Annotated in this window: 5 protein-coding genes; all 5 read right to left on the bottom strand. The window is 60.0% G+C overall.

Going from position 1 to position 14,208, the window contains the following annotated elements; genetic code table 11:
* Positions 1–16: 16 nt before the first annotated feature.
* The 5 genes from BW39_RS31215 to BW39_RS19725 all read right to left on the bottom strand — a co-directional run bounded on the left by BW39_RS31215 (position 17) and on the right by BW39_RS19725 (position 14,117).
* Complete coding sequence (locus BW39_RS31215) at positions 17–550, bottom strand: hypothetical protein (RefSeq protein WP_152547281.1); 534 nt, start codon at positions 548–550, stop codon at positions 17–19.
* 239 nt (positions 551–789) lie between these two features.
* Positions 790–1,146 carry a hypothetical protein gene (locus BW39_RS31210; protein ID WP_152547280.1) on the bottom strand — a complete coding sequence of 119 codons (357 nt, stop codon included), beginning with the start codon at positions 1,144–1,146 and terminating at the stop codon, positions 790–792.
* A 160-nt stretch (positions 1,147–1,306) separates the two neighbouring features.
* Positions 1,307–1,756 carry a hypothetical protein gene (locus tag BW39_RS31205; RefSeq protein ID WP_152547279.1) on the bottom strand — a complete coding sequence of 150 codons (450 nt, stop codon included), beginning with the start codon at positions 1,754–1,756 and terminating at the stop codon, positions 1,307–1,309.
* 1,493 nt (positions 1,757–3,249) lie between these two features.
* A complete protein-coding gene (locus BW39_RS31200) occupies positions 3,250–3,873 on the bottom strand; it encodes a hypothetical protein (RefSeq protein WP_152547278.1) in 624 nt (207 codons plus the stop codon).
* A 35-nt stretch (positions 3,874–3,908) separates the two neighbouring features.
* The gene (locus BW39_RS19725; protein ID WP_161787005.1) at positions 3,909–14,117 is read right to left on the bottom strand and encodes a hemagglutinin repeat-containing protein; all 10,209 of its coding nucleotides are present in this window, start codon (positions 14,115–14,117) and stop codon (positions 3,909–3,911) included.
* Positions 14,118–14,208 lie beyond the last annotated feature (91 nt).

Genomic DNA, 14,208 nt, shown 5'->3' with positions numbered 1-14,208 from the left:
ACACCCGACCGTAGAACTACAACCCAGGCGGACGAGGACAGATCAGCGGCACGCCGGGTACTTCCCTGGGCTCATCAGGCCTGCTGATATCCACAATACGCAGCCCGCACTTGCGCACGCCAGCCCAGACAAAATCCACACGGTAGACGCTATCGGCAGTGGGCGTGAACAGCTTGGTTACCGGCCCACAGGACCCTCTGCTGTACTGGTCTTGCCAGGAGGAGAAGCCTTTGACCTGTACTGGTGCATCTGCAGGCACTACGGCCTCTCGCACAGTTGGAACGCCGCTGAGCTTGTTGCTCAACGCTGCAATCCAGGGCAGCAGCACGCCCTCGCCTCCATCGCGGACAGATCCTGCGAATTCAAAGCCTTCGCACGCCGTGCTGGCTGAGCTGATGGAGAACCCTGCCGACATGGGCATGCCTGTGGAGCGAAGATGCAATGTGGCGTCTTTGGGCTGTGGTGTGTAGTTGCGGCGAGGTTCGATGGCGCAGCCAGCCAGTAAAGCGCCCACAAAAAGGATCAATACAGAATAATGCATTTCACTCATATTTATCCCGCATTTTCACTTAAACCAATGAAAACACAAATCATCAATATCACTGGCAGCCATCAAATATCCACAGAAACTTTGAAAATACATTCAATCAAAGATTTTCACAGCATGCTTCAATAAATATATTTATTGAAAAAACCGCTCAAACCAGCGATTTTTAAGCATCAAAATCTTTATTTATCAAATTATTCATGATGCATACACCGAGATTACGCGATCGCATAAATTACACTTCAGGGTTGAATATTTTCAATATTTAATATCTTCAAATCATGCATAAAATTCATAAATTCATCTTCAGGTACATCCTTAAGAATTTCATCGATAGGATTTTCATCCATAAATCTCGCCAACGACTCAATATTTCGCATATGAAATTCTTTATTCCATCCCCCATATAATATAATAATCACGATTTTCCACATAAAAACTTCCATAGGCAAGGTAAAAGAGTCTTGAAAGTTATATATTACATATCCCATAACCTCATCATGTCCCCAACCTTTCTTTATCGCATGATCCCTGCACCCCTCGTAATAGCATTCAAATGCCCATGATTTCATCATCGAATATGAAACTCTTTTTTCCATAAATCATTTCCAACAGCCGCTCTTAATGATTCTTTATCTGAACCTTAATTTAATACGTGCCTAGGGATTCTCTGCAAAACCTCGCTTTCTGAAAATTCAACCAGATCAGATCAACAAGTTGCGATCGATTGAATGCAGGAATGAATTTTACAGATCATCCTTAGCATAATGAAATATCGCTCACATCAGAACCAAAATCCTTATATATAGATATTATTTCGCTCATAAAATCATGATTCACATCAAAATCAAGATACCTCCAATCACCAAGGCCATATCCCTCAATTAATTCATCAAGCTTTTTGGTACTTGAATATATAACTCCATTCCACAATACAAGAGATTCCTCATTTCCATCGACCTCTAAAGTTTCATATTTTCTTGAAAACTTCACAATGTCTTTGATCTTATAAATATCCGTATTTACACAACCAATCAATCCTGATGAATAATTTCTAAAGACAAACCTTGAAACGGCGTTTCTCCACTTATCCTGATTAGCCCCATACTGACCACCACACCATCCAGAGAGAATACTGACGCCTGATATATCATCTAATGAGGCAGCAATAAGATTTCGCTGATAACCCAACAACAATTCATACTTCATTCTATTTCCTAGGAAATTTAAACTGTGCAGGCTTATTTCTATTGATATAAAACTACGACTTACGTAAGAAGGAACAAAATGCGCGGCTTGCCATAGGGCGCAGCACGTTGTCGCATCCTGTTTGTGTAAGTCCTTAAAACGATAGTTCTAATACTGGGAATTTTCGCAACTTCACTTTCAGATGAAATTCATACCTCCCTCTTATATATCTCAAAATTATTGCTAGACAAATCAGGTGTTGATACGTGTAGTCTTCTACAACTTGGACACCAATAAACAGTTCTTGAATCTAGATCAATTTTTTCGAAAAATGAATCCACATCAATCCCCTTATTTTTAACAATAGCGTTGCCAATATCCTCTACATTTGCATTCTTAATCAACATCAAATCATAACTCTCTCTCCCAGTAGAAAGATGAAATACATACCCACACAAGCATCTATATTTAGGCATAATTTATTTCTGCCTTTTAAGCACCTTTAGCTTACCATTTGAACTAAATATCAATGTATCAATATTTTCTGCATTAGGTTTTATCCAAAACCATGTTACTCAAGATTTCTATTTCATAATCAGTCAAATCCTTCTGCACCATCACCCCATTTCCCTGCTTGTTCTTCTTCTCTATGGCACGTGCCATATTAGGCAGCTCCGTAGATGGATCCGGACTGTACTCGTCAACTTGCCCGATTCCTTCCACATAATAATCAGCTTTCCGTCCTGGCTGATTTGCGATGAATTAGTCGGCTGATGAACCACATTAAAATCGTTATCCGCAAGTGCATCAGCCTCTTTTATCTCGTTAACTCCAGGCGCAGCCCCGGGCAAAGCACTGACGCCACCCCCATTTTTGTTCTCGCTGAGAACAAGCTGCGGCCCTTGCGGTTCTGGGATCGGGGTAACAGTTGTAGTGTCTGAAGGGTCTGCTATCGGTTTGCCATTAGGACCCAACCCACCCTTCGGACTATCATTAGGTGTCGTAGTAGTGCCGCCACCAGGATTCGGATTTCCAGTCTGATCCCCACCAGTGTGATTCGGCCCTGGAGCAGGCGTTTCCGGCTTACCTTGCACCCCTCAATAGTCGAGGATCCACACCTTGCGCAATAAGCGACAGCGTACACATGGGGATCAGCCCACATCCGCGCATCCACGACTGGCCAACGGCACTGGCAATCTGCTCTTTGGTCAGACTGGACAGATACTGCGCCATCTGCGGTGCAAAATTCTTCGCGCATGCAGGTATCGCGTAGCATCCGATCAAGGCCAGTGAGCCTCCCTTCAGCAACACATTATGGCAAAGGGTGCCACCGCGTTGTTTGACGCTCCATTCGCGCCAGTAGCTGCACCGGGTGCACCGCCAATGCTGGCGCCAGCACCCAACGCATAGCCTTGCACAAAAGCATCCACCACGAGCTCCAGCAAGCTTCGAAGTTACCTTGATGCCCGCTTCAACGTTGTCAGTATCTTGTTCTTATCAATTCAGTAAATATCCTATATATATCCATATGACCGAGCCGCACGAACAATATCTGCTTCAGAGCTACTGCCGACTCCACTAATATCAATAGCCCTCTTCCACAAACCTTTTATATCAGATCCAAAAGAGTCGATTAACAACTCCTTCTCTCCTGCGATCATATGGTATTCATCGCACACATTTAGATAACAAAATTTCTCTGATTCAGGAAAAATAAAATATGCACCATCATACAAAGGAATCATACCTCTCCGAATTATTTTAACATTCTCGACACTTAAATAAAAATTAGCTATTAAAGCCGGAGAAAACATTTCAATCTCAGGAATTACATTGCGATGTTTTTTCGAAAATGATTTTGATGGCAAAGCATATGCATACTCTTTAAAATTATTTTCCAAAATATTGAAAGTCTTATCGAAAAGATAATTTTCTATATCCTCATCATTGCACGATATTATTCCAACACTCCAGTTTTTCAAATCCACATAATCCGCAGATATCATTGTACCGAAATGATTATCAATCATATCTCTAAAATTGATGATATCATTTATTTTATTGGAATCATACAGGCAATAAAACTCTCTTTCCTCGCCTATTATCCAAGGGACTCTCTTAACCTCAGCATCAGACATAAGATACCTTCACAGAAGTCAAAAATAATACGATTTCATTTTTCAGGATACCTGATTTTTACCACCGACTTTCCATCTGGTCGCTGAATTTCAATTGTACTTCCCTCCATTGAGCGGCTTCCTGGTCTAGATATTACTTTTGTGCCATCAGGCAAAATAGCAATTTTTCCATTCCCGTATTTTGTACCCATATCTTTTATTTCACCGCCATGCGAAAGATAGTCAAAATCACTTTCCAAAGATGATCCGGGATAGGAAACCACGTTCCTTGTCCCAGACGTTCCTCTACCAGGTATAGAAACATCTACCCCTCCGGCTAGAACATCATTAATCTTCTCAATATTCTTTTGATCAACCCCTTTGGATGAACCAACAGTTGGATCTTCAGCGGGATTTTTAACAGGATGTCCCGGCGCATTAAATACCAGGGGATTTCCTTGATTTTCTGGAATTAAAGAACCCGGAGAACCTCCAAGTGGTGGATTTTGACCAACCGGCTTTCCGCCAATCCCTTTTTCAACTTTACCCCCATCGTCAGGTGTATTCGTAGTGCTGCCATCAGGATTTGGATTCCTCGTCTGATCCCCTCCAGTGTGGTTCGGCCCAGGAGGCAGCGTGACGGGCTTGCCAGGAACTACGGGTACAAACCCCTCAATCCCCATGAGCGACGCAGCAGCCCAACAAGCAGGAGTCATTTTGCAGGCATTGATCAGATCAACTCTGTCACCGATCATTTCAAGCAGACTGGGGCCAACATTTCTAGCGCAGGTCTCCATTGCAAAGCAACCAGCCAAAACCAAGGGGCCTTCCTTCTGAAGGACGTATTGCCTGAAAAGAAGCGTGTTATTTGCCGTCTCGTTGACACCGACGGCAGCGCCCGCACTACCTCCAGTCACAGCGCCTACACCTGCGCCATAGCCTTGCACCAAGGCATCCACCACGGGCTCCGGCAAGCCAGCTCCCCGCAGCAGGGCCTGTGCCTGCGGCGCCGTCAGTGAGGTAAACCCGCCAGCGGCCGCACCGCCCACGCCGCCTGTCGCGCCGCCAATCAGCGCATGGCCGACGGCACGGCATGCGCCGCTGGGTCCCCAGCACTCTGCCGCTTCAGCATCCTGGTTCTTCAGTGCTTCGGCATATTGCCTGGTGGCGTAGTTGCCCCATGCTGCGCTGCCTTGCTTGCCAAACTCCCGCGTGATCTCGATCTGCGCATTGACGTTCTCGCGCACCTTGTCCTTGTCGAAGATGGGCTTGAGGCCTGTCTCCTTGTCCCCCGTGCGCGCACCGCTGTCACCCGCCACGCCGCTGATGCCTGCCTTGGTGGTGCTGCTGGCATTGCCGCTGTCGCTGCCCACGCCGGCACTGCCGCCCGTCAGGCCTTTACCTGTGTCGAGTGCGGCCTTTTTTTGTTCTTCCGTCTTGGCTGTGCTCTGGTCACCTGCCTGGAAGCCCACGCTGCCGCCTGCGCTCCAGCCGCTGGCGTCGTAGGCCGCGTGGTTTTCAATGTCGCTGGTGGTCAGCTTGCCGCCCGTTTCAAAGCGGTTCTTGCCGTCGTCCATCGCCACCTGGGTGCTGGTGATGGCGCCGCCCTTGAGCGTGGTGTCGCCCTTGACCTTGACGTCAAAGCCACCGTCGCCAGCGCGGATGCCGCTTTGCTCGACCACGCTCTGGTAGTCGCTGTCGATGCGCGTGCGCCCGGCGCTGCCGCCCACGCTGGAGGGGCCGTAGCACAGGGGAGGCACGCACAGGCTGACGTTGAGGCCTGCGCTGCTGCTTTTCTCGTTGTAGGTGCTCTTGTCCTGCAGGCTTTCGATGGCGAGGTTGCCGCCTATGTCGGCCTTTACCGTGTCGGCCACGATGGTGGCGCCCTTGAGCGTGGTGTCGCCGCCGCTTTGCACGCTGGCCGTGCCGCCTGCCTTGATGTGGGTGTTGGTGTGGCTGAGGCTTTCACCGCTGCCGCTGCCCTTGCCCTTGCTGAGCCCCACATTGACGCTGAAGCCGTTCTTGCTGCCCAGGGTGAAGGCCACGCCCACGCTGGCCGAGCTGCTGCTTTGGCTGTTTTGCTCGGCAAAGCGGTTTTCTGCCGCTTCCAGGACGATGTTGCCCTTGTCCGCAGCCAGGCGTACGTCCTTGGCGGCTTCCACGCTGCTGCCGCGCACGTGGACGTCACCCTGGGTGGCCGTGATGCTGACGTTGCCGTCGGCCTTGACCAGGGAGCCTACGGCGCTGTTGACCTGGTATTCGCTGGTGCTGCGGCTGGAGCTTTTGCCCAGGCTGAGGCTGATGCCTACGCTGGTGGCACTGCTGGGGTCTGCGATGAGCTGGCTGGCCTTGCCATAGGTTTCATAGGCCGCCATGCCGGCAGCGGCCGCACCCAGTGCCTGCATCCGGGCATCGCTGGTCTTGCCGGTCGCCCCGGCAATGCGGGCGACCGTCTCGCCGCCTTGCACGACATTGACCACGGGGTTGCTGATGCTGACGCTCAGCCCGCTCTGTTTGGCCCGCATCTCGAACTTGTCGCGCTCGAGCTCGCGCGCCTCGTTGATCTCAACGCTCTTGCCGACGATGTTCACATCACCCTGCGCCAGCACGGCCGAGCCCGTCTGGCGGTACTGGTTGCCGGCCACGATGGAGGCGTTGCCGCCCTGCGCCTGCACGCTGGAGCCGGCCGCGCGCACGCTTTCGTTGCTGCGGTCGATGGTGACGGACTTGGAACCCAGCGTGATGCCGAAGCCGCCGCCGCTGAACAGGCCCGATTTCTTGGTCTGGCTGTGGCTGGTGGCGGCGGCGCTGTCCTGGCCCGCCAGCAGTTGCACGTCGCGCCCGGCCACCAGGCCCACGTCGCCCTGGCCCACCACGTGCGAGCCGGTCACACTGATGTCGCGCCCGGCCTGCAGGTAGATGTTGTTGGCACTGAGCACGCTGCCTTCGCTGAGGCTGCTGGCGCCTTCTTCGATGGTGTGGGTGCTTTTCTTTTTGAAGGTGCTTTTTTTCTTGGTGTAGGTTTCCTCGAAGCGGCCGTGCTCTGTCTGCATGTCCTGCAGGCTGACGTCGCGGCTGGCGATGAGGCTGGCGTCGCCCTTGGCGGTGACGGTGGCGCCCTTGAGGGTGATGTCGCCCTGGCCGTCTTGCGCTTTGCCGTTCGCCACCATGCTGAGGTTGCGGCCCGCCTCGATTTCTCCGCCCGACAGGGATTCGCTGCGCTGGAACAGCGCATGGTCGTAGTTCTTGCGGTGCTCTTCCTCCAGGCTGCTGGACTTGTCCACCAGGGCTTCGACGCGCACGCTGGCGCCTTGCACCAGAACGTCCTCACCGGCCTTGATGCGCGAGCCCAGGGCCACCACGTCGCCCTTGGCCCGCAGCGTGACGCCGCCTTCGCCGCCATCGATGGTGGTGCCGGTGTGGGTCAGGGTGTCGGTGCGCCGCTGGGTTTCGCCGATCTTGATACGGATCTCGGGATCGGTGAGGTTGTTGTCCGCGTCGTAGTGCTGGGTGACGAGGATCTGGTCCTCTTTCTTGTGCGTGCTTTCGGCCTTGGCGGTGGCGCCCAGGCGGATGTCGCCGTCGGCATACAGGCCCGTGCCCTTCTTGCCTTCGACCTTGCTGGCGACCAGGTCGATGTTGCCGCCCGCGTCCAGCACGATCTTGCCCGCGTCGCTGACGAAGCGGCCATCGGTGGCGGTGATGTTGCCGCTGGCCTGCAGGTAGCCGCCGTCATGCGCGACGATGCTGCCGCGGCTGTTGTCGATGTCGCCCTTGAGGGAGGTCAGCAGGGTGCCGGTCTCTATCTTGCCGTCCCGGTTGTCGAGGCTGCCGCCGCTGAGGCTGGTGTAGCCGCCCGCGCGAATGCTGGCGCCGAAGTTGTCTATGCCTTCGGCGGCGCGTATGGCCAGGTTGTTGGTGACTTCGAGCTGGCCCCGGTTGATGAACTGGCCGTTGAGATTGAGTTCCAGATCATTGGCGCTGATGCCGCCCGGCACGATCTGCATCTGCTTCCAGTCGGGCCAGGCCACGCTCTTGCCGCCGCCCAGCAGGGCGGCCACGCCGCCTTCGGGCGTGGCCAGTTCAGGGCGCGAGAGGTCCAGCGGCCTGGAGGTCCGGGGCGGCAGGCCTTCGTCGCCCGGGCCCTTGATGTCGCTGCCCTGGCCCTTGGTGTCGCCGGCGCCTATGGTGCCGGGGTCGCCGCCCAGGACCTTGAATTCCCTGGGCGCGTCGGCCTTGCCGGCATCGCCGGTCTTGACGTCGCCCTTGACGGCCTGGCCGTCGGGGCCCTTGGCCACGTCGCCGGGCTTGACCTCGCGGTTGCGGGCTTCCACGACCAGGGGCAGGCCCGTGGCGGGATCAATGCCGGGCCGTACGGTGATGGTGCCGCCATTGATGGTGATGGCATCGCCGACGATGGTGCCGGTATCGGGCCCGACCAGAGTGATGGTGGAGCTGCCGCTGCCGGTGTTCAGGCGCGGCACGCTGCGGGCCAGGCCTTCGACGGTGACGATGTCCCCGTCGGCGTTCTTGCCCTCCCAGGTGATGGTCTGGTTCTTCTTGCGCTGCTCGATGCTGCCGCCACCCACGCTGGCGTCCGAGGCCTCATTGACCAGGGAGCCGTCGAAGCCGCCGCCGATGTACAGCTGCGCACGCTGCGCCACGTCGGTGTAGCCGACGACGCGCACTTCCTTGAGCTCGGCCAGCGCGGCCGGGTATTCGGGCACCTCGTAGGTGCCATCGCGCACGTCGGGCTCGCCACTGCCGCTGCGGGTGCCCGTGGCTTCGTTGTGGATGCTGCCTTTGGCGCTGCCGGCGATGGCGACGCTGCCCTGGTTGTGCAGGGTGCCGGTCCAGGCCACGGAGTTGCCGCCATAGGACCAGCTTTCCGAGGCGCCCACGTTGATGCCGCCCACGTTGAGCTGAAGGTGGCCCAGGGCCAGCAGTTCGTTGCCGGTGGCTCCATAGGCGCCGGCCATGGTGAGGGTGACGTCGCCCAGGCTGCCCACGGTGCCGCCGCTGTTGCTGTAGCCGCCGGACTGGATGTTGAGCTTGCCGCCCGCGACGAGGGTGCCGCCGCTGTTGCTGAAGCCGCCCGTGGTGTTGATGTCGATCTCGCCGGGCGCGCCGCCCTGGCCATAGACCGTGCCCTGGTTGCTGAAACCCGAGCCCTTGATGCGGATGTCCTGGCCCAGCAGGTTGGCACCGTCGCCGTTGCTGACCGCGCCGCTGGCCTGCAGTTGCAGGCCGCCGCTGGCGGCCGCCGTGCCGGTGTTGGCAATGCCGCCGGAGCTGGCGGTGAGCTTCGCATCGCCGCTCTTGGCCAGCAGCGTGCCCTGGTTGTCGATGCTGGCGGCGTTGATGGTGACGCTGCTGCCCTGGATCTGGCCGGTCACCCCTTCGGCAGGGGCGCCATTGCTGAAGGCACCGGCCGATGTGATGTTGACGGCGCCGCCTGCCTGCATCTGCCCGCCCGCGTTCTGCACGGAGGGGCCCGAGATGGTGAGGTCGCCACCGGCCGAGATGATGCCGGTGCTGGCGCCACCACTGGCGCCTGCGGAAGTGTAGGGGTCGTTGACGCTGCGCGTGTTGTTGAGGCTGCCCTGGATATTGACGCTGCTGCCTGCGCTGACCACGCCCTTGTTGGTCATGCTGCCGACGTTGACGGTGAGCGCGCCGCCCGCATGCACGGTGCCCGGGTCCTGGCTGTAGCGCCAGTCTTCGGGGGCTGAGCCCGCGCCGCAGCCGCTGGCCGAGACGCAGCTGCGCGATTCGGTCAGCCCGTTGTCGAAGCTGCCGCCCGAGATGCTCAGGGAGCCCGAGGACTGGATCTGCCCATCGTTGCCTATGCTGCTGCCGCTGAGGGTGACGTCGCCGCCCGCCAGGGAGCCGCTGTTGGAGATGGAGCCGCCATAGACGCCGAGCGAGCCGCTGGCGCCTATGCTGCCGCTGTTGCTCAGGCTGCCATCTATGCCCACGCTGGAGCCGGAGATGCTGCCCGAGTTGCCGGTGGCGCCCAGGGAGATGCCCTGCGCACCGATCTGGCCGCTGTTGTCCAAGGCGGCCATGGTGATGGTGCTGGCGGCAATGTTGCCGCTGTTGCTGGTGCTGCCCGAGACGCCCAAGCTGCCCTGGGCATAGACGCTGCCGCCCTGGTTGCCCAGCGCGCCGTCGATGGTGATGTCGTCGGCCACGACGCTGCCGCTGCTCGACAGAGTGCCGCCGTGCGTGAGGTTGCCGCCCGCCTGGATGGTGCCCTGGCTGCTGGTGCCGCCTGCCGCCTGCAGCGCCATGTCCTGCCCGGCGCTGAATTTGCCCTGGCTGCCCAGGCGCGTGGCGCCCCCGGCCTGGACGGTGAGTTGGCCCGGTGTGACGATGCCGCCAGCGCGGGCCAGGTTGCTGTCGATGTTGCGCGCACGGATGGAGATGTCCTGCTGCGACTGGATCAGGCCTTCGTTGGAGAGATCGCCGCCGGTGTCGATGTCCACCGCCTTGGCGAAGGTCATGTCGCCCCGGTTGCGGATGGCACCGTTGTCTGCCTTGAGCCGGGCCTCGCCCAGGAAGAGGCTGTTGCCTTCAAAGCCCAGGTTCTGCGCCGCATGGGCGTCGAAGTCGCCGGCCACGTCGAGGTTGCCGCCAAAGCCGATGCTGCCAGCCTCGCTGCGGGCGGTGAGCCGGCCTTGCGCGACGGTGGCACCGCCAATGGCAATGTCACCCCGGGACTTCAGTCCCAGGTCCTGTTCGGCAGAGACCTTGCCTGCGATGGCGATGGCGCCGCCGGAGCTGGCAAGCTCACCCTTGCGCAGTTGCAGGTCGCCGCCCACGCGCACGCCGTCCGAGCCCTGCAGGCGCGCATCGCCCAGCGTAGCGAGGCCGCCGCCCACGTCGATGGCACCGGCCTTGGCCTCGATGTCCATGCCGTCGTTGACGCGCAGCTCCTTGCCCACGGCGAAGCCCTGGCCGGCGCTGGCATCGAGCCTGCCGGTGACGCGCATCTGCCCGCCCGCCTTGCCGCCCGAAGTCTCGCCGTAGCTTTGGCCCGCACCGCTTTGCAGGCGTGCATCGCCCAGCACCAGGGTGTCGCCGGCCACGGCAATGCGTCCGCCGGCATTCGCGGCCAGGCCCTGGCCGAAGGCTGCATCTGCACCCACGGTGATGTCCGCGCCAGCGGCGATGTCGGCCGGTCCCTGGACGGTGGCCGCGCCTGCCACCTCGTGGCTGCCTCCCGCGCGGGCCTGGTAGGCGCCGCCGGTCTCCAGGCTTTGCAGGCGGATGTTGCCGCCCGCGTCGATCACTGCAGCCTGGCCATCGGCCGTGCCGGCCACCACCTTGCCGGCCTCGGCATCGGTGCCGGCCTTGAGGCTCAGCGCCCCCGGCGTGGCGATCGTGCCGCTGATGGTGATGGCGCCCGTGCGCGCCGCGGCGTCGATGCCGGCGCCCATCAGGTCGCCCTGGATGCGCAGGGCATCGTCGGCGCGCAGCGTGGCCTGGCCCTGCGCCAGCACGCTGCGGGTGTGGACGGATGCAGCCGCAACGTCAAGATCGGCACCGGCCTGCAGGCGTTCGGCCTTGAGGGCCTGTGCCGACCGGATGTCCATGGTGCCCATGGCCGCGATGTCGCCCGCCACCGTGATGTCACGGCCTGCGCGCAGTTGCAGGTTCTCGCCGGAAAGCACCGGCCCCTGGACGTCGATCTGGCCTGCGGACAGGGCGGTGATGCCCCGGTTGGCAACCAGCTGGCCCCGGCTGGCGATGCCGCCATCCCCGGCCTCCAGTTGCATGCCTCCACCGGCCTGCAGGCCCTTGTCGAGGCTGATGGAGCTGCCTGACAGCGCCACGTCGCGCCCGGCGAAGGCATCGCCGCGCACGGTGGTATCACCCTTGGCGGCAATGCGCGCATCGCGCCCGGCATGCAGTGTTCCATCGACGAGTACATTGCCCGCCGCAGTCACGCCGGCATCGCGCCCGGCCAGCAGGTTGCCCGTTGCAATGCTGCCCGTCGAGGATTCCAGGCGCACATCGCGCGCGGCCTGCGCCTGCTCCAGGGAGATGTTGCCCTGGCTGCGGATGTCGAGGTCTTCGTTGGTGAGGATGGACTTGGCGGTGATGCCTTCGGCGCCGGCGCTCAGGGTGGTGCTGCCTGCCGAGCGCAAGTCGCCTCCCAGCTGGAGCTTCTGGCCTGCCTTCATGTTGACGGCGCCTTGCGACAGCACATCACCGGCAATGCGGATATTGCGGCCCTCGACGGACAGGCCCGCAGCCTCCATGCCCTTGTCGGCGGAGAAGTCGCCGCCCGCACTCCATTGCTGGGAACCGGCCGAGCCCACCTGCCCGCCCAGGCGGATGTCCCCGCCCGCCTTGCCCGTGATGCCGCCGCCCGCAAGGATGTCGCCGTGCGCCGTGAGATTGCCTGCGGCATTGAAGCTGGCCTTGCCGCCCGATGTGACCGGGCCGGCCATGGTCAGGTCGCCACCTGCGCTCAGGCCCAGGTCGCGCCCGGCAGTGATGGCACCGTCGAACCGGGCGTCGCCCCCGCTGGAAAGATTCGCGCTACCCGTGACACTGACATCGCCACGCGCATGCAGGGAGTCGCCGACGCGCAGGTTCAGGTCGCCGCCGATGGACAGGCCTTTTTCCATGCTGCCGAGATCGACCCGGCTGGCGTCCACATTGGTTTCGCCGGCCGAGATGTCACCGTTGATGCCCACGGTGCCCGCCTTCATGCTCAGCGACTGGCCCACCTGGGCACTGCCGATGAGGTCAACCGATCGAACACCGTCGAGCTGGAAGTTCTCGCCAACGACGCTGCGTCCCGTGACGTCGATGGTGTCGGCCGAAACCTTGGCGCTGCGGTTGACCTGCAACTGCCCCGACAGCAACGCACCTTGGCCGGCCCGCATGTCCAGGCTGCCCGCGACTGCGGTGACGCCGCCCAGGGACGCACCTTCGCCCGCGTCGATGGCCAGGTCGCCACCCACCAGCAGCTTGCCGGTCTGGTGGACGTTTTTGCCACCCAGTGTGGTGGCGCCCGCAACCTGCACGGTGCTTGCGCCAGAACCCATCTGCAGGTCGCCACCCGCACGCGCCTGCAGGCTGCCGGCGGTCACGAGATCGCCGCTCACGGCGATGCCGCCCTGCGCGCTTTGCAGCCGGATGTCGCCCTGCGCCTGAACGGGTCCGTTGAACTGCATGCCGTCCCGGCCGCTGACCTGCAGTTGCTTGCCCGCAGAGACTTCTCCAGCAACGCTGACATAGCCATCGCTGTCGATGCGGATGTCCCGTGCCGATGCCAGGGAACCCGTGCTGACGCGGCCGGCGCTCTGGATCTCCACGTCGCGCTGGTAGGCCAGAAGCGGGCCCTGCAGGTTGACGCCCATGCCGGCATCGGTGGAGATGACACGGATCTGGCCTGCGGTCATGGCACCGAGGGCCGTGGCATCGATGGCCAGGGCCCGGCCCGACTGCGCTGGAGCCGGGGTCTGCGGGGACTGCGGGGATTCGGAAGCGGCACGCGCGGAGCCCGGCATGGCGGGCGTCTTGCCAGCCGTCAGGTTGATGCTGGAGATGTCCTGGTTCAGGTAGTGGGCGCGCAGGGGAGCGTCGATGCTCAGCATCTCGCCGATCAGGTCGAGCTGGCCCACGGTGCCTTCGATGCCCGAGCCGCGCACTTCGATGCGGCCACCGGTGACGTCGAAGCCCTGTTTCCTGGCATCCTGGAACGTGCTGCCCTGGCCGCTGGCATCCAGCCAGGTGGGCCGGCCCGTGCTCAGGGTAAGCCTGGGCGTATTGACCACGCCACAACCATCGCAGGTAATGCCGTTGGGGTTGGCGATGATGACGGTGGCGGGCGCGCCGAAGACTTCCACCGTGCCCCGCATCTGGCCGGGTGTTCCGGTGACGGTGACCTCGTTGACGATGGTGTTGGCCGCGCGTCCACCGGACAGGTTTGGATTGGCAGCAGCATTGCCGCCCAGCAGCGGGGTGCCACCGATGAGGCTGTTGTTGAGAACGACTCCGGACGTGGGCACATCGAAGCGCTCGTACTGGTTGAGCGAGGTTCCGGCCGCATTGGGCGCCGTGATGTTGACCAGGGCACCACCACCCGGCAGCGACTGGATGCCCGGCTGGAAGGCCATCGGCGCGCGCGGGTCGGCAATGGGCCCGCCGAATGGGCCTGCGATGGCCCCGGCCGGCGGCTGCGGCTGGGCCTGCGCGGTGCCAACCATGACCAGTTGCAGTTGAGTCAGCCAAAAAACAGCGGCCATGAACGCCGCCGTGCGCCGGGCCCAACGAGGGGCGCGGTGCGCGGTTCTCGGTTCCTCGAGCACAGGGGAGGACTGTTGGTTGTGCTGGCTC

Origin of the sequence: Delftia sp. RIT313 (genome assembly GCF_000632165.1) — a bacterium.
Lineage (GTDB): Bacteria > Pseudomonadota > Gammaproteobacteria > Burkholderiales > Burkholderiaceae_C > Comamonas > Comamonas acidovorans.
The sequence above is the reverse complement of the archived record's forward strand: the minus strand, read 5'-3'. Positions and strand labels throughout refer to the sequence as shown.